Raw genomic sequence first — 16315 nt, 5'->3', positions numbered from 1 at the left:
GAGCCCCCACGGCGGGCGGCCGCCCGACGGCCGGGGGCTCACATTCAATCGGCCCGGTAGTTCGGCGCTTCCTTGGTGATCTGCACGTCGTGCACGTGGCTCTCGCGGATGCCGGCGGTGGTGATCTCGACGAACTCGGCGCGGTCGCGCATGTCGTCGATCGAGGCGCAGCCGCAGTAGCCCATCGACGCCCGCAGGCCGCCGGCCATCTGGAAGATGATGGCCACCAGCGAGCCCTTGTACGGCACGCGGCCCTCGATGCCCTCGGGCACCAGCTTGTCGGCGTTCGGGTTGTCGCCGCCGGTGTCCTGGAAGTAGCGGTCGGCGCTGCCCTGCTGCATGGCCCCCAGCGAGCCCATGCCGCGGTAGCTCTTGTAGCTGCGGCCCTGGAACAGCACGATCTCGCCCGGCGCTTCTTCGGTGCCGGCGAACATGCCGCCCATCATCACCGTGCAGGCGCCGGCCGCGATGGCCTTGGCGATGTCGCCCGAGTAGCGGATGCCGCCGTCGGCGATCAGCGGCACGCCGGTGCCCCGCAGCGCGGTGGCCACGTTGTCGATGGCGGTGACCTGCGGCACGCCGACGCCGGCGACGATGCGGGTGGTGCAGATCGAGCCCGGGCCGATGCCCACCTTCACCGCGTCGGCCCCCGCCTCCACCAGCGCCAGCGCGGCGGCGCCGGTGGCGATGTTGCCGCCGATGACGTCGACACCGGGGAAGTTCTTCTTCACCCAGCGCACCCGCTCCAGCACCCCGGCGGAGTGCCCGTGCGCGGTGTCGACGACCAGCGCGTCGACGCCGGCCTTGACCAGCGCCTCCACCCGCTCCTCGGTGCCGTCGCCCACCCCCACCGCGGCCCCGACGCGCAGCTTGCCCTGCGAGTCGCGCGCCGCGTTGGGGAAGCTGGTCTGCTTGGTGATGTCCTTGACCGTCATCAGCCCGCGCAGCTCGAAGGCGTCGTTGACCACCAGCACGCGCTCCAGCTTGTGCTGGTGCATCAGCGCCTTGCCCTCGCTCAGCGAAGCGCGCTCGCTGACGGTGACGAGCCGCTCGCGCGGCGTCATGATCTCGCGCACCGGCGCGTCCATGCGGGTCTCGAAGCGCAGGTCGCGGCCGGTGACGATGCCGACCACCGTTTTGCCTTCCAGCACCGGGAAGCCCGAGACGCCGTGCTGCTGCGACAGCGCCACCACCGCTCGCACCGGCATGTCGGGCGTGACGGTGATCGGGTCGCGAAGCACGCCGGATTCGTAGCGCTTGACCCGCGCCACCTCGGCCGCCTGCTGCTTCGGCGTCATGTTCTTGTGCACGATGCCGATGCCGCCCTCCTGCGCGATGGCGATCGCCAGGCGCGCCTCGGTCACGGTGTCCATCGCGGCGGAGACCAGCGGCAGGTTCAGCCGGATGTTGCGCGACAGCGACGTGGCCAGGCTGGTGTCGCGCGGCAGCACCTGCGAAAAGGCCGGCACCAGCAGCACGTCGTCGAAGGTGAGCGCTTTGCCAAGAAGGCGCATGACGAAAGTCTCCGGACGCAAATTCGGATTATAGGAAGGCCGCCTCGCCGGGCCGATCCGCGGGTCTGTGGCGCGCCGCAGACCGTCGTTCGGCAACACGTCACGAACCGCCGGTTACGGTGCGATCGGCCGAGGTGCGCTGGCTACACTGGCACGGTGCACGCATCCGCCACCTCCCCGATGCGGCCGCTGGGCCGCGCCGCCCTCGCACTGGCGCTGGCGCTCGTGACCGTCGGCGCCCAGGCCCAGTGGACCTGGCGCGACCGCAACGGTCAGCTGCACGCCAGCGACCGCCCGCCGCCGGCCGAGGTGCCCGAGCGCGACATCGTGCGGCGCCCGCACCAGCAGCGCGCCGCCACGCCGGCACCGCGGCCGGCGCCCGCGGCCTCGGCCGCCGACCCCAACGTCGGCAGCGGCCGCGAACCGGCCGCCGCGCCGAAGGGCGATCCCGAGCTCGAGGCCCGGCTCAAGCGCGCCAACGAGGAGAAGCAGGCCCAGGCCGAGCGTGAGAAGGCGCGTGTGGCCGCCCTGCGTGCCGACAACTGCCAGCGCGCGCAGGAAGCGCTGCGCACCTACGAAAGCGGCATCCGCCTGACCCGCGTCAACGAACGCGGCGAGCGCGAGTTCATCGACGACAACGCCCGCGCCGAGCAGATCGCCCGCGCCCAGCAGGTGGTGCAGGCCGACTGCCGCTGACCGGCCGCGGGGCGGTGCCCCGCTCAGCCCGTCGCCGCGGGGCCGCCCTTGCGCGGCGGCCGGCCCTTGCCGGCGGCCTGCCGCTTCTGCCGCGCACGCCGGGCCTCCATGGGGTCGACCTGAAGGGGGCGGTAGAGCTCCACCCGGTCCCCGTCGTTGAGCCGGTGGTCGGATGCGCAGGGCCGGCCCCACACGCCCACCGCCACCGCGTCACGCCCCAGCACCCCGGCGAGGCCCGCGGCCTGCAGGGCATCGCCCACGGTGGCGCCGGCCGGAAGCTGCAGCGTCCTCACGACGGCCTCGCCGTCGGCCGGGCAGAACACCGCCTCGATGCGAAGCGCCGTGTCGCCGACCACGTCAGCGCGGCCCGTAGACCTGCTCGGCCCGTTTGACGAAGGCGTCGACGAAGGTGTTGGCGATGCGGTCGAACACCGGGCTCACCACCAGTTCCAGCGCGCGGCTGGCGAAGGCATAGGCCAGGTCGAAGCCGATCTTGCAGGCCTGGCCTTCGGCCGACGGGCTCTTCAGGGGCTCGAAGCGCCAGGTGCCGTCCAGCCGCGAGAAGGGGCCGTCGACCAGGCTGACGATGACGCGCCGGTCGGGGTCGTGCTCGTTGCGGGTGGTGAAGGCGTGGCGCACGCCGGCGTAGGCCAGCGTCAGGCGGGCGGTCATGCCGCTGGCGCTGCGCTCGATGACCTCGGCCTTCTCGCACCAGGGCAGGAACTTGGGGTAGTCGTCGACCCGGGTCACCAGCTCGTACATCTCATGCGGCGAATACCACAGCAGGACGGATCGCTGGACGTGCTTCATACAATGCCCGAATTGTAGGGGCCGGTCTCGGCCCCATTTCCTTTGCACATGTCCGCACCTTCGTCCGCCATCGCCGAGAACCGCCGTGCCCGCTTCGAGTACCACATCGAGGAGCAGCACGAGGCCGGTGTCGTGCTGTCGGGCTGGGAGATCAAGGCCATCCGCGCCGGCCAGGTGCAGCTGACCGACGGCTACGTCGTCATCCGCGACGGCGAGTTGCAGCTCATCGGCTGCCGCATCAACGCGCTGCGCAGCGCGTCCACGCACGTGCTGCCCGAGCCGGACCGGACCAAGAAGCTGCTGATGCACAAGGAGGAGATCCGGCGCCTCATCGGCAAGGTCGAGCAGCGCGGCTTCACGCTGGTACCGCTGGACCTGCACTGGAAGGGCGGCCGGGTGAAGGCGCAGATCGCACTGGCCAAGGGCAAGGCGTCGCACGACAAGCGCGAGACCGAGAAGAAACGCGACTGGGAGCGCGAGAAGGGCCGGCTCATGCGCCACAAGGTGAGCGGGCCCGCCAAGGACTGAACCGCACGGACGGCCCGAGGCGGCCAGCGCTCAGCCCATGCCGAGCGCGGGCGCCGCGGCACGATGGCGCCGTGCGGCCAGCCAGCGCGCGGCCGGCACCTCCAACCAGCGGTGCAGCGCCACGGCGGCGAGCAGGCTCAGCACCACCGCGACCAGCAGGCCCAGGGCCTGCAGCGCCGGCGCATGCGGCACGAAGCGCTCGAAGGCCGCGTTGACGAAGAGGCACACCGGGTAGTGCACGAGAAAGAGCGCGTAGCTCAGCGTCGACAGCCGCGTCACCCCTTGGCGCAGCCAGGCCGGGCAGGCCGCCGGCGCGGGGCGGTGGCCCAGCCACGCCAGGGCCAGCGCCACCGCCAGGGCCAGCGCGAGCCGGTCGCGCCAGGCCCAGTGCAGTGACAGCGCGGCCGCCGCCAGCGCCAGCGACCACCACACGACGGCCGGCCGGCCGCGCCGCGGCGCCCAGGCGGCGAGCACGCCCGCGCCGTAGGCCGCGAAGAAGTACGGCGCCGCGATGTCGCCACCCGGCTGCAGGTTGAAGTGCAGCGCGGAGGCCAGCGCCACCAGCGCGACGGTGACGGCGGCCCGCCGGGCCGACCGGTCCGCTGCCCTGCCCGACACCGGCGGCACGCGATCGCAGGCCCACAACAGCAGTGCCAGCAGTGCGAACAGCTGCAGGTCGATGGCCAGGTACCAGATGCCGGCCGACAACGCCTCCAGCCCGAGCAGGTCCTGCAGCATCAGCAGGTGGGCGAGCACCTGCGGCAGGTCCGGCGCCGTCGGCGTGGCCCGGTGGTCCATCCAGTGCCGGGCCACGGCGGCGCTCAGCAGCGCCAGCCCCAGCGTGGCGGCATACGCCGGCAGCAGCCGCAACCAGCGTTCGCGCAGCAGGACCAGGGGGTTCAGGCCCGGTGCGACACCACCGCCCGGCGCCAGCTGGCGCGCCGCGAGGAAGCCCGCCACCACCAGGAAGACCTGCACCGCCAACCGGGCGTTGGAGAACAGCCAGTCGATCAGTGCCGGCGCCAGCTCGCGGGCATGGTCGGACATCGGGCCGTAGAAGGCCAGGTGGTGCAGCAGGATCAGCGGTGCGGCCAGCGCCTTCAGCAGGTCGACCCACCAGAGCCGGTCGCGACCGGTCGTGGTCATCCAGCAAGCACCGCCAGCGCCTGTTCCAGGTCGGCGCGCAGGTCCTCGGTGTCCTCCAGCCCGATGGCCAGGCGCACCAGGTGGCCGCCCTGCGGCAGGCCGGCGCGCGGCTTCAACTCGTAGGGCACCGCCAGACTGACCGGGCCGCCCCAGGAATAGCCGATGCGGAAGCGCCGCAGCGCGTCGACGAAGGCACGGCCCCGTGCGGGCGTGATGCCGGCGGCGAAGGTGATCGAGAACAGCCCCGCCGCCTGCGTGCACAGCGACGCCCATTGCGCATGGCCCGGCGCGCCGGGCAGTGCGGGATGGCGCACCTCGGCCACCTCGGGCCGTGCCGCCAGCCACTGCGCCAGCACCCGCGCGCTGCGGTCCTGCTCGGCATAACGCAGCGGCAGCGTGGGCAGCGAGCGCAGCACCAGTTCCGTGTCGTTGCCGGCCACGTGCAGGCCCAGGCGCATGTGCGTCATCTTCAGCCGCAGGTGCAGCGCCCGGTCGCGGGTGACCAGCGAGCCCATCAGCACGTCGCCGCCGCCGGAGGGGTACTTCGTCAGCGCCTGCATGACGATGTCGGCGCCCAGGCCCTGCCCGTCCAGGTCGAAGCCGCAGAAGGCCAGGCCGGCCCCCCAGGTGTTGTCCAGCGCGGTGGTGATGCCGCGCGCGCGGCAGGTCCGCAGCAGGCCGGCCAGGTCGGGGAACTCCATGGTCACCGAGCCGGGCGCCTCCACCCAGACCAGCTTCGTCGCCGGCGAGAGCATCGCCTCGAACGCCGCCACGTCCATCGGGTCGTAGAGCCGGTGGGTGATGCCCCACTGCGCCAGTTCGTGCTCGGCCAGCTCGCGGCTGGGGCCGTAGACGTTGGCCGGCAGCAGCACCTCGTCACCGCCCTTCAGCAACGAGGCGTTCACCAGCGCGATCGCCGCCAGCCCGCTGCCCACCAGCAGGCAGTCGGTGCCGCCCTCGAGCGTGGCGATGCGTTCTTCCAGCGTGAAGGTGGTCGGCGTGCCGTGCAGGCCGTAGGTGTAGCCGCTCTTGTCCTTCCACTGCCGGTTGCGCAGCGCGGTGGTGTCGGGGAAGAAGACGGTGGACGCCTTGTAGACGGCCGGCTGCGGCGACTCGAAGCCGCCGGGCGGCCGGTACGGGTGGTCGATCAGCTCGGTGGACGGCTTGCGGGGGGCTTGCGGGCCATGCGGTGGTCGCCGTCCTGTCAGTAGCCGGCGGCGCGGTCCACCTGCCGCGGCAGCGGCCGGCCGGCCTGCAGCGCCGCCAGCCCTTCGGCGAACTGCCGTGCCACCGTCTGCGGCGTGGCCTCGCCGGCGATGTGCGGCGTGATGGTGATGCCGTCCACCGCCCACAGCGCATGGTCGGCCGGCAGCGGCTCGCTGGACTGCACGTCGAGCGCGGCGCCGGCGAGGTGCCCGGAGCGCACGGCGTCGATCAGGTCGGCCTCCACCACGTGGGCGCCGCGGGCGATGTTGACGAGGTAGGCGCCGGGCTTCATCTGCGCCAGGCGGCCGGCGTCGAAGAAGCGTTCGGTCTGCGCGGTCAGCGGCAGGGCGCAGACGACGATGTCGGCCGCGGCCAGCAGCGGCCCGGCCTCGCCGCCGCGGCGGCGGCTCCAGCCCTGCACCTCGAAGCCGACGGCGGACAGCATCTGCGCGATGGCCGAGCCGGTGGCGCCGGTGCCGAGCACCAGGACGCGGTGGCGGGCGGCGAACGACGGCTCGCGCCGCCACACCCGTTCACGTTGCAGACCCTCGTGCCGCGGCAGCCGCCGGGCATGGCGCAGCGCCATCAGGGTGACGTACTGCGCGATGGCGAAGGCCTGGCCGGGATCGACCGTGCGCGACACCGCCACCGCGGCCGGCAGGTCGGGCACGAGCAGCTTTTCCACGCCGGCGGCCACCGAGCAGACCCAGCGCAGCCGGGGCATGCGCGGCGCCAGCCCGACGGGCAGCCGCCAGGCCAGCAGCACCTCGACCTGGGCCAGCGCCTCGTCGTCCATCGCCTTGTCCCAGACGCGCAGGTCCAGCCCGGGCGCCGCCTGCGCCAGCGCGTCGGCGAACGGCACGGGCGACATCGGATGGGTCAGCAGCAGGACCTTCATGCCGGGCTCAGACCGGCAGCCCGACCAGGTCGTGGCCCTCCGCGGCGACGATGCGCGCCTTGGTGAACTCGCCGGCCTTCAGCGTCTTCGACGCCTTCTGCGGCGGCAGCAGCCGAACGGTGCCGTCGATCTCCGGCGCATCGGCATAACTGCGGCCCACGCCGCCCTTGCGGCCCAGGCCGGGGGCGGAATCGACCAGCACCTGCATGGTGGCGCCGACGCGCCGCTGCAGCCGCTGGGCCGACACCCGCTCGGCGACGGCCATGAAGCGGGCCCGCCGCTCCTCGCGCAGCGCGGCCGGCAGCATGCCGGGGATGTCGTTCGCCGCCGCACCGGTCACCGGGGAATAGGCGAAGCAGCCGGCGCGGTCGATCTGCGCGGCCTCGACGAAATCGAGCAGGTGCTGGAATTCGGCCTCGGTCTCGCCCGGGAAGCCGGCGATGAAGGTGCTGCGCACGATCAGCTCGGGGCAGGCTGCACGCCACTGCTGGATGCGTTCCAGGTGGCGCTCGCCGCTGGCCGGCCGCTTCATGCGCCGCAGCACGTCGGGGTGCGAATGCTGCAGCGGGATGTCGAGGTAGGGCAGCACGCGGCCGGCCTGCATCAGCGGGATCAGCTCGTCGACGTGCGGGTACGGGTAGACGTAGTGCAGCCGCACCCAGGCGCCGTGCGGCGCGGCCAGTTCGCCCAGCTGCTCGCACAGCTCGGTCATGCGCGTCCTCACCGGCCGGCCGTCGAAGAAGCCGGTGCGGTACTTCAGGTCGACGCCGTAGGCCGAGGTGTCCTGGCTGACGACCAGCAACTCCTTCACGCCGGCCTCGAACAGCGCACGCGCCTCGCCCAGCACGTCGCCCACCGGCCGCGACACCAGGTCGCCGCGCATCGACGGGATGATGCAGAAGGTGCAGCGGTGGTTGCAGCCCTCGCTGATCTTGAGGTAGGCGTAGTGCTTGGGCGTGAGCTTGACGCCGACCTTGGGGTCGAAGCCCGCTGGCACCAGGTCGACGAAGGGATCGTGAGGCTTGGGCGCGTGGCGGTGCACCGCGTCCATCACCTCCTGCGTGGCGTGCGGCCCGGTGACCGCCAGCACCTTGGGGTGCACCTCGCGCACCAGGTTGCCGCCGTCGGCCCCGGCCTTGGCGCCGAGGCAGCCGGTGACGATGACCCGGCCGTTCTCGGCCAACGCCTCGCCGATGGTGTCCAGGCTCTCCTTCACCGCGTCGTCGATGAAGCCGCAGGTGTTGACGATCACCAGGTCGGCGCCGGCGAAGCTCTTGCTCGTCGTGTAGCCCTCGGCGCTGAGCTGGGTGAGGATGAGTTCGGAATCGGTCAGCGCCTTCGGGCAGCCGAGCGAGACGAACCCCACCTTGGGCGCGCGCTGCGGCACCGTGGACGGCAGGGGGGCGGAAGGGTCTTGAACCAGCACTTCGGACATCCGCCGATTGTCCCCGGAATGCGCGGGCCCGGGTGTCGCGCGGCCGCCGGCCGCGCCCGGTGCGGGGGCCGGCGCTACGGCTTCTTGGCGCCGAAGCCGGAGAACAGCGTCTCCGCCTGCTTGTGCATCTGCTCCTGCATCTGCGCCACCACCGCCTTGCTCTGCTCGAGGTACTGGCTGAATGCCTGCCCGCCCATCAACTGGGCCCACGCCTCGGGGCTGTAGCGCTGCGGGTCGACCAGCCCCTTGGCCTGCTCGGCCATGCGGGCCTGCAGGTCCGCCATGGCCTGCAGGTTCTTCTCCAGGTAGCTGCCCATCACGCCCTGCATGGCGTGGCCGTAGAAGCGGATGATGTTGGCCAGCATTTCGGACGAGAACATCGGCACGCCGCCGCTCTCTTCCTCCAGGATGATCTGCAGCAGGATGCTGCGCGTCAGGTCCTCGCCGGTCTTCGCGTCCCGCACTTCGAATCGCTCGGCCCCGAGCACCATCTGCTTGACGTCGGCGATGGTGATGTAGCTGCTGGTCTGCGTGTCGTACAGACGCCGGTTGGGGTACTTCTTGAGGACGCGGGGACCGTCGGCATCGGCCGCGGTCCGGCGGTGGGAGGACATGCGGCAAGGGCTCCTGGATCGGCTGGCCGATTCTAGGAGCGGCTCTCCACACCGCCGAAAGGGGTTTCCCGGGCCGCACCCGGAGGGATGGCCCCCGAGGTCACCGGGGCGGCGCCGGCGCCACCCGTTCGATTCAACTGGCCGTCAGGCGCTCGCGCTTGGGCGGCACCGTCAACGGCGGCGGCGCCGACCTGAGCAAGTATTGCTGCACCGCTTGCGGGTCGGAGCCGACGGCGGCCACCGCGTCGCGCAGCCGATGCTTAGCCACGCCGAAACGGTCGCACCACTCGCGGATCCCGTAGTAGTCATCGATGTCGATGCGCGGAGCGGGCAGCGTGGCATCGACCGGTTCTTCGGTGAACTGCATGGTGACGACGTCCAGGAGAGAGAGGGGTGCCGGCCGCGGGGCAAGCGGCGCGCCCAGCGCGCACCGCATCCCACGAGTTGCCGCCCCGCCTTGACACCGACGCGACAGCCGGTGCCTGCCGCGCTGCCGATACTGGCCGCCCTCCACTCCTCCCGCAGGCGACGCACATGGACCTGTTCAACCTGGCCGGCAAGGTGGCCATCGTCACCGGCTCTTCCCGCGGCATCGGCAAGGCCATCGCCGAACGGCTGGCCGAGCACGGCGCGCAGGTGGTCATCTCCTCGCGCAAGGCACCGCCCTGCGAGGCCGTGGCCGCGGGAATCAACGCCCGCCACGGCGCCGGGCGCGCGATCGCCGTGCCGGCCAACATCTCGTCGAAGGACGACCTGCGGCAACTGGTGGAGACGACGCGCCGGCACTTCGGCCGCATCGACATCCTGGTCTGCAACGCCGCCAGCAACCCGCACTACGGCCCGATGTCGACGCTGGAGGACGACCAGTTCCGCAAGGTGCTGGAGAACAACGTCGTCGCCAACCACTGGCTGGCGCAGATGGTGGCGCCGGAGATGGTCGAGCGGCGCGAGGGCTCGATCGTCATCGTCTCGTCCATCGGCGGGCTGCGCGGCTCGCCGGTGATCGGCGCCTACAACATCTCCAAGGCGGCCGACTTCCAGCTGGCGCGCAACCTCGCCGTGGAACTGGGGCCGCACAACGTGCGCGTCAACTGCATCGCCCCGGGCCTGGTGCGCACCGACTTCGCCCGCGCGCTGTGGGAGAACCCGGACACGCTGGCCAAGGCCACCTCCGGCGCACCGCTGCGCCGCATCGGCGAGCCGGACGAGATCGCCGGCGCGGCGGTGTTCCTCGCCTCGCGCGCCTCGTCGTTCATGACCGGTCAGGCCATCGTGGTGGACGGCGGCGTCACGATCTGAAGGTGGCCACAATGGGCTGCATGAGCCTGTCGCTCGTGCACGCCCGATGACCGTTTCCGCCTCCACCCGCCCTGCCCCGCCCACCGTCTGGGGCGTGCTGCGGCATCCGGGCTTCAAGGGCCTGTGGAGCGGCGGCAGCGTCTACTTCATCGGCAACGCCATGCTCACCATGGCGGCGGCCTGGCGCATGGTCGAGGTCGACGGCTCGTCCTTCCTCGCCGCGCTGGTGCAGACGGCCTCCTTCCTGCCGATGTTCCTGCTGGTCCTGCCCGCCGGCGTGCTGGCCGACATCAGCGACCGCCGCCGGCTCATCCAGCGGGCGCTCGGCGTGCAGGCGGTGCTGGTGGCGTTGCTGTCCGTGCTGACGATGGTCGGTGCGGCCCCGGCCCTGCTCATCCTGCTGCTGATCTTCGTCTCCGGCTGCTGCACGGCGCTGATGTCGCCGGCCTGGAACTCCAGCATCGCCGAGTCGGTGCCGCGCGACGAGCTGCCGCAGGCCATCACGCTGGTCGGCATCGCGTTCAACGCCGCCCGCGCCGTGGGGCCGGCCCTGGCCGGCGCGGCCTTCCTCTGGATCGGCGCCGGCGGGATCTTCTCGCTCGCCGTGGCCGGCACGCTGTGGTTCATGCACATGGTGCGGCGGCACCCGCCGGCACCGCACCCGCCCACCCGCCTGCCGCCGGAGCGGCTGTGGGGCGGCACGATGAGCGCCATCCGCTTCGCCCGACATTCGGAGGTGGTGCTGGCCCAGCTGGTGCGCACCGTGGCCTTCGGCGCGGCGGGCTCGGCGCTGTGGGCGCTGCTGCCGGCGGTGGGCCAGCAGCAGCTGGGCCAGGGCGCGGCCGGCTACGGCCTGCTCATGGGCTGCATGGGCGGCGGCGCGGTGCTGACCGGGCTGTGGGTCGGCCGGGCGCGGACCCGCATCGGGCTGGAGCGGCTGGTCGGCGGCGCCTGCATCGTCTACGCCACGGTGACGGTGGTGGCGGCCTTCTCGCGCCAGCCCGCGCTCACCTACCCGGCGCTGGTGGCGGCCGGCGGCGCCTGGATGGCGGCGATGTCCACCTTCAACACCGCCACCCAGACCAGCGTGCCGCCCTGGGTGCGCGCCCGCGCCAACGCGCTGCACACGCTGAGCGCGCTCGGCCCCTTCGCCATCGGCTCGGCGTTCTGGGGGGCGCTGGCGGTGCCGCTGGGCCTGTCGAACGCGCTCAGCCTGTCGGCGCTGGCGATGCTGACCGGCCTGGTGCTGATGCGGCGCTTCCCGCTGCGCGTGGGCGCGCTGCGGGAGGTCACGCCGGCGTCGGTGTTCGACGACTTCCACATCAGCGAACAGCCGCACCCCGACGCCGGGCCGGTGGCGGTGGAGATCGCCTACCAGGTGGACCCGGCGCACACCGCCGCCTTCCTGGAAGCCGTGGCCCTGCTGCGTGCGCCGCGCCAGCGCGACGGCGCCACCTTCTGGCGGCTGTACCGCGACCTGGGCGGCAGCGGCGCCTACGTCGAGCGCTTCATCGTCGATTCGTGGGCCGACTACCTGCACCAGCGCTCGCGCGCCACCCAGGCCGACGAGGCGCTGGAAGCGCAGGTGCGGGCCTTCCTCGTCGACGGCAGCACGGTGCAGGTCCGCCACTACATCGCCGAGCAATGAACGCCCTGACGCGCCGGATCGGTGGCGTGGTGCTGGCTGCCGGCGCCGGCAGCCGCATGGGCCACCGGCCGAAGGGCGCCCTGCGGCGAGACGGCGAGCCGCTGCTGCGCCGCGCCTGCACGGCGCTGCTGGACAGCGGCGTGGCGCCGGTGGTGGTGGTGCTCGGCCACCATGCCGAGGTGCTCGGCCCGCTGCTGCGCGGGCTGCCAGTGCAGCCGGTGCTGAACCCCGACCCGGCGGCCGGCGCCCCGGGCTCGCAGCGCCTGGGCCTGGCGTCGCTGCCCGACGACCTGGACGCGGTGGTGATGGCGCTGGCCGACCAGCCGCTGCTGGAGGCCGCCGACGTCGGCCAGGTGCTGGCCGCGTGGTCGGCGCGCGGGCCCGGGGTTCGCTGGCTGCAGCCGGAGGTCGACGGGGTGCCCGGCCACCCGGTGGTCTTCGACGCGGGGGTGCGGCAGGAGGTGCTGGCCGTCGCGGACGCGGGAGCACGGGCCGCGGCGCTGGCGGCAGGCGCATGCGGCCGCGGCGGCGGCCTTCCTCAGCGACGACCGTCGCTACGTCACCGACCTCGACAGCGAGGACGACCTGCGGCGGCTGGCCCGAGAGACCGGCGTCGAGCTCCGCTGGACCTGAACCCGACCCGTCACGCCGCCAGCCTCGGCCGCCACCAGGCCGACGGACGCAGCACCGCCGGGGCGTTGGGCGGCCGCTGCGGCCAGCTGCCCGCCTGCAGCAGGTCGGCCAGGATCTCCGGCACCTCGTGGAGCGCGCGATTCTCCTGCCGCGCCACCGCCGCGGCGAAGCGCCGGCGGTCGTCGAGCACGCGGCGCACCGCCGGCGCCACCTCGCGGAAGTTGTCCACCACCACACCCACGCCCTGGTCCTGCACCCAGTCGGCGTTGTAGCGCTCCTGCGGCATGGTCCAGGCGTTGCGCTCCACCACCACCGGCAGGCCGCGCTGCAGCGCCTCGCTGATCGAGCCCGGGCCCGGCTTGCCGACGAAGACGTCGGCCAGGTCCATCCAGTACGGCACGTCCTGCGTGTAGCCCAGCACCCGGCGCGGGGCGGACGTGGCGGGCAGCGCCTGCAGCGCCTGCGCCAGGGCGGCGTTGTGGCCGCAGACCAGGACCTGCTGCAGCCCGGCCTCGCCGAGGCGGCGGGCGATGTCCAGCATGCGCCGCGAGCCGTGGCCGCCGAACAGCACCAGCACCGTCGGCCGGAACGGATCCAGCCCCTGGCGCAGGCGCTCGCCGGCGCGGTCGGCCACCGGCGGAGCGTAGAAGCCGGGGCGGATCACCATGCCCGAGGTGCTGTGCAGCCGCTCCGGCGGATGGTCCAGCGCCCGCGCCTGCTGCAGCGCCCGCGGGCTGCCGCAGACCAGGTGCTGGACGCCGCCCGGCTCCATCCAGAACGCGGGCGGGTGGTCGGCGAGGTCGGTCATCACCGTCACCAGCGGCGCCGGCGGGTGGACCTGCGCCAGCGCCTCGGCCATGCAGCGGTTGAAGTTGGGCACCAGCGACACCACCAGGTCCGGCCGGTCGTCGCACCAATGCGCCACCAGCCGCTTGACCAGCAGCGGATGCGCCAGCCGGATGGCCTGCTGCAGCACCCGCAACTCCTGCGACAGGCCGAGCGTCCAACCCCGCGCCAGCCGCAGGTTGTAGAAGCGCTCCCCGGTGGGCGCGTCGAGCACCTTCAGCAGGTGCAGGGTGCGGACCCGCCAGGGCCTGCGCTGCTGATGCAGCACCTGCTGCAGCGCCTGCGCCGTCGCCCGGTGGCCGCCGCCGGCGTCGAAGTAGACGAGGTCGAGGGTGGGGCGTGGCGGGGGCGTCGCGCGGGTGGTCATCGGCGGGGCAGCATGGCCGAGCGGCATGACAGGCCCATGACGGGGTCGGAGATGCCGGCCCGCTACGATCGACGAGCCTCAATTGACCGCCGCCAGATGCCCAGCCTCATCACCCCTAGACCCCGCAGCCGCCGCGGCAGGCACCTGGCCGTCGCCGCCCTGCTGTCGGCCCTCGTCACGCCGCCGGCCGTGCGGACCGCCCAGGCCGCCCTGCCCGTGGGCGCCGACGCGCCGAACTTCAGCGCCGAAGCCGCCGTCGGCGGGCAGGCCTTCCGGTTCAGCCTGGCCGACGCGCTGAAGCAGGGCCCGGTGGTGCTGTACTTCTTCCCCAAGGCGTTCACCAGCGGCTGCACGGTGGAGGCGCACCAGTTCGCCGAGGCCACCGACCGCTTCAAGGCGCTCGGCGCCAGCGTCATCGGCATGTCGAACGACGGCATCGAGACGCTGAAGAAGTTCTCGGTCGAGGCCTGTCGCAACCGCTTCCCGGTGGCGGCCGACGCGGGCGCCAAGGTGATGAAGCAGTACGACGCCGCCCTGCGCATGGTGCCGGGCATGGCCGACCGGGTGAGCTACGTCATCTCGCCGCAGGGCCGCATCCTGCACAGCCACGTCAGCATGAACCCCGACGGGCACGTCGACGCCACGCTGAAGGCGGTGGAAGCCTGGCGGGCGCAGCAGCCATCGCCGCAGCCGACCGCACGGTGAGCGACGGTCCCTGGCGCCCGGCCGACGCGCCCCGGGTGCCGGGCGGTGCCCGCCTCGTCAGCCCGGCGGCCGAGCGCAACGGCCCCCCGCTGCAGGCGGCACTGTCCGAACGGCTCGGCGCCACCGGCCGCGCCCTGGAAATCGCCAGCGGCAGCGGGCAGCACAGTGCCCGCTTCGCGGCCGCCTTCGCCGGCTGGTGGTGGCAGCCCACCGACGTCAGCGACGAGGCGCTGGCCTCGATCGCGGCCTGGTGCGACGGCTTGCCCAACGTGGCGCCGCCGCAGCGGCTGGACCTGCTGGCGCCGGACGGCGCCGCCCCGCCGGCGTCGCCGGTGGACCTGGTGTTCTGCGCCAACCTGCTGCACATCGCGCCGTGGCCGGTGGTGCCGGCGCTGATGCGGCTGGCCGCGGCGGCGCTCACGCCCGGGGGGCGGCTGATGGTCTATGGCCCGTTCGAGGTCGACGGCGAGGCGCTGGCGCCGAGCAACGTCGCCTTCGACGCCTCGCTGCGGTCACGGGACGAGCGCTGGGGCCTGCGCCAGCTGGGCGCGGTGCAGGCCGAGGCGACGGCCGCCGGCCTGCGCTGGGTCGAGCGGGTGCCGATGCCCGCCCACAACCAGCTGCTGGTCTTCGACCGGTTCTGAGGGCGGCCGGTCAGCGGCCCGCGCGCTGCGCCCGGCCGATGACCTCGACGGCCTTCAGCTCGGCGTTCAGCGACGCTTCCAGCGGCGAGCGGCAGAGGCCCGCGTGCCGGTACTGCAGGTTTTCGTACAGCTCGGCGGTGGCCGGGTGGGCGTTGAGCAGCGCCTGCAAGGCGGCGTCCATCGGCTGATCGGCGAGGGCGGCCTCCAGCCGCTGCACCAGGTCGCGGTACTGGTCGGCGGACGCCGGACCCGCCGGCCGCGGCGTGCGCTCCAGGCGCTCCAGCAGGTGCGCCATCGCGGCCAGCGGCACCAGGCGCTCGGGCAGGCGCAGCGGGGCGGGCGTGCCGGGGTCGGACGGGGTGGTCGAAGGGGTCGAGGGGGTCATCGAGCGGTTCCTCTGCCGGCACGACACCGGCCTGCACCAGACGTGGGGACGCCCGGGTTCCGCTTCAAGGCCCGCGACCTGGCCCGTCCAGCACGGCGGCCAGGGCCGCCAGCGTCGCCGGGTCGAGCCGCCCGGCGTCGTGGGCCAGCCGCAGCTGCCGCCGGGCGAGCACACGGTAGAAGTCGCCATGGTCGCCGCCGAGGGCGTGCAGCGCCTGCAGGTGGCGCCGCACGACGCCGGCGTCGCCACGCGACAGCGGCCCGGACAAGGCGCCGGCCGGCCCGGCCGCGGCCGCCGCGTCCAGCGTGCCGCGGGCCAGGGGCAGCAGCGCGGCCAGGGCCGCCTGCGGGCCGACACCGAAGCGCGCCCACAGGTCGAGCGACTCCTGCAGCAGCGAGAGCAGGAAGCTGGCCGAATGGCTTGCCGCCGCGTGGTACAGGGCTCGGGCGCCCGCCGGCACGGTGATGACCTCCAGGCCCAGGTCCTGTGCCAGCGCGCCGAGCCAGTCCGCGGCCGACGGCGGACCGCCCCCGCCCACTTCAATGGCCACGCTGCTGCCGCGCAGGCGGGCCAGGCCGCGCCCGGGGTCGGAGAAGATCTGCAGCGGGTGGAAGCCGGCGACGCCGGCGCCGGCCGCACGGGCGGCGTCCAGCGCCGTCAGCTCGGTGGCGCCGCTGCAGTGCACCGCCAGCTGGCCGGGCCGCCAGGGCAGCGCCGCGCAGGCGGCGGCCAGCGCGTCGTCCGGCACGGTGAGGAAGACGATGTCGGCGGCCGCGCAGGCCGCCGCGGGCGCGACGGCCGGCGTGCCCGGAAGCCGCGCGGCCAGCGCGGCGGCCGCGTCTGCCGAGCGGCTCGCCACGGCCGTCACGGTGCGGCCCGCCTCCCCCAGCCGGTGGCGAGCACCCGCGCGACGCGGCCGGCGCCGATGAAGGCCAGGCGGG

The 16315-nt window shown here is 73.6% G+C and carries 18 protein-coding genes and 1 pseudogene; 7 read left to right on the top strand and 12 right to left on the bottom strand.

The features are described from left to right. Positions 1-44: 44 nt before the first annotated feature. Positions 45-1514: an IMP dehydrogenase gene (guaB, locus tag LRS07_RS11510; protein ID WP_260498184.1), complete on the bottom strand. Its 1470-nt coding sequence runs from the start codon at positions 1512-1514 to the stop codon at positions 45-47. Between the two features lie 156 nt (positions 1515-1670). Here guaB and LRS07_RS11505 point away from each other — a divergent pair, with 156 nt between their 5' ends. Then, the gene (locus LRS07_RS11505; protein ID WP_260498183.1) at positions 1671-2210 is read left to right on the top strand and encodes a DUF4124 domain-containing protein; all 540 of its coding nucleotides are present in this window, start codon (positions 1671-1673) and stop codon (positions 2208-2210) included. A gap of 23 nt (positions 2211-2233) precedes the next feature. Here LRS07_RS11505 and LRS07_RS11500 read toward each other — a convergent pair whose 3' ends face one another. Together LRS07_RS11500 and LRS07_RS11495 are read right to left on the bottom strand one after the other, a co-directional pair. Then, positions 2234-2566: an RnfH family protein gene (locus LRS07_RS11500; protein ID WP_260498182.1), complete on the bottom strand. Its 333-nt coding sequence runs from the start codon at positions 2564-2566 to the stop codon at positions 2234-2236. A gap of 1 nt (position 2567) precedes the next feature. Then, complete coding sequence (locus LRS07_RS11495) at positions 2568-3020, bottom strand: type II toxin-antitoxin system RatA family toxin (RefSeq protein WP_260498181.1); 453 nt, start codon at positions 3018-3020, stop codon at positions 2568-2570. A 48-nt stretch (positions 3021-3068) separates the two neighbouring features. Between LRS07_RS11495 and smpB the strand changes: the two genes are divergently transcribed. Beyond that, positions 3069-3548 carry an SsrA-binding protein SmpB gene (smpB, locus tag LRS07_RS11490; RefSeq protein ID WP_260498180.1) on the top strand — a complete coding sequence of 160 codons (480 nt, stop codon included), beginning with the start codon at positions 3069-3071 and terminating at the stop codon, positions 3546-3548. Positions 3549-3578: 30 nt separating this feature from the next. Here the strand turns inward: smpB and LRS07_RS11485 are convergent, their stop codons facing one another. The 6 genes from LRS07_RS11485 to LRS07_RS11460 form a co-directional block, all read right to left on the bottom strand. Continuing rightward, positions 3579-4694 (bottom strand): acyltransferase family protein, encoded by a 1116-nt coding sequence (locus LRS07_RS11485; RefSeq protein WP_260498179.1) that lies wholly within the window; start codon positions 4692-4694, stop codon positions 3579-3581. Next, positions 4691-5902 (bottom strand): PLP-dependent transferase, encoded by a 1212-nt coding sequence (locus LRS07_RS11480; RefSeq protein WP_260502099.1) that lies wholly within the window; start codon positions 5900-5902, stop codon positions 4691-4693. Before LRS07_RS11480 ends, LRS07_RS11485 begins: the two co-directional genes overlap by 4 nt. Further along, the gene (locus tag LRS07_RS11475) at positions 5899-6798 is read right to left on the bottom strand and encodes an NAD(P)-dependent oxidoreductase (protein ID WP_260498178.1); all 900 of its coding nucleotides are present in this window, start codon (positions 6796-6798) and stop codon (positions 5899-5901) included. The genes LRS07_RS11480 and LRS07_RS11475 overlap by 4 nt, the downstream gene beginning before the upstream one ends. Before the next feature lie 7 nt (positions 6799-6805). Next, positions 6806-8233 (bottom strand): 30S ribosomal protein S12 methylthiotransferase RimO, encoded by a 1428-nt coding sequence (gene rimO / locus LRS07_RS11470; RefSeq protein ID WP_260498177.1) that lies wholly within the window; start codon positions 8231-8233, stop codon positions 6806-6808. A 74-nt stretch (positions 8234-8307) separates the two neighbouring features. Next, positions 8308-8847: a polyhydroxyalkanoate synthesis repressor PhaR gene (phaR, locus tag LRS07_RS11465; protein ID WP_260498176.1), complete on the bottom strand. Its 540-nt coding sequence runs from the start codon at positions 8845-8847 to the stop codon at positions 8308-8310. 133 nt (positions 8848-8980) lie between these two features. Next, a complete protein-coding gene (locus LRS07_RS11460) occupies positions 8981-9214 on the bottom strand; it encodes a DUF3606 domain-containing protein (RefSeq protein ID WP_260498175.1) in 234 nt (77 codons plus the stop codon). 167 nt (positions 9215-9381) lie between these two features. Here LRS07_RS11460 and LRS07_RS11455 point away from each other — a divergent pair, with 167 nt between their 5' ends. The 3 genes and pseudogenes from LRS07_RS11455 to LRS07_RS11445 all read left to right on the top strand — a co-directional run. After that, positions 9382-10146 (top strand): SDR family oxidoreductase, encoded by a 765-nt coding sequence (locus LRS07_RS11455; RefSeq protein WP_260498174.1) that lies wholly within the window; start codon positions 9382-9384, stop codon positions 10144-10146. A 46-nt stretch (positions 10147-10192) separates the two neighbouring features. Continuing rightward, positions 10193-11794 carry an MFS transporter gene (locus LRS07_RS11450; protein ID WP_260498173.1) on the top strand — a complete coding sequence of 534 codons (1602 nt, stop codon included), beginning with the start codon at positions 10193-10195 and terminating at the stop codon, positions 11792-11794. Continuing rightward, positions 11791-12228 (top strand): annotated as a pseudogene (locus tag LRS07_RS11445) (nucleotidyltransferase family protein); the annotation flags it as partial. The gene LRS07_RS11450 and the pseudogene LRS07_RS11445, both read left to right, overlap by 4 nt. Before the next feature lie 209 nt (positions 12229-12437). On the opposite strand, the gene LRS07_RS22005 reads toward LRS07_RS11445, so the two are convergent. Continuing rightward, on the bottom strand, positions 12438-13640 hold the full coding sequence (locus tag LRS07_RS22005; RefSeq protein ID WP_312028293.1) for a glycosyltransferase: 1203 nt from the start codon (positions 13638-13640) through the stop codon (positions 12438-12440). A gap of 96 nt (positions 13641-13736) precedes the next feature. Here LRS07_RS22005 and LRS07_RS11430 point away from each other — a divergent pair, with 96 nt between their 5' ends. After that, positions 13737-14345, top strand: a complete 609-nt coding sequence (locus LRS07_RS11430; protein ID WP_260498172.1) for a peroxiredoxin — start codon at positions 13737-13739, stop codon at positions 14343-14345. Further along, the gene (locus LRS07_RS11425) at positions 14342-14989 is read left to right on the top strand and encodes a DUF938 domain-containing protein (protein ID WP_260498171.1); all 648 of its coding nucleotides are present in this window, start codon (positions 14342-14344) and stop codon (positions 14987-14989) included. Before LRS07_RS11430 ends, LRS07_RS11425 begins: the two co-directional genes overlap by 4 nt. A gap of 10 nt (positions 14990-14999) precedes the next feature. On the opposite strand, the gene LRS07_RS11420 is transcribed toward LRS07_RS11425, so the two are convergent. Together LRS07_RS11420 and LRS07_RS11415 are read right to left on the bottom strand one after the other, a co-directional pair. Next, on the bottom strand, positions 15000-15374 hold the full coding sequence (locus LRS07_RS11420; RefSeq protein ID WP_260498170.1) for a hypothetical protein: 375 nt from the start codon (positions 15372-15374) through the stop codon (positions 15000-15002). A 64-nt stretch (positions 15375-15438) separates the two neighbouring features. Beyond that, a complete protein-coding gene (locus LRS07_RS11415; RefSeq protein WP_260498169.1) occupies positions 15439-16242 on the bottom strand; it encodes a DUF2520 domain-containing protein in 804 nt (267 codons plus the stop codon). Between the last annotated feature and the right edge of the window lie 73 nt (positions 16243-16315).

Source organism: Aquabacterium sp. J223 (genome assembly GCF_024666615.1).
Classification (GTDB): Bacteria; Pseudomonadota; Gammaproteobacteria; order Burkholderiales; family Burkholderiaceae_C; genus J223.
Note: the sequence above shows the minus strand (reverse complement) of the source record. Positions and strands in the feature narration are given on the sequence as shown.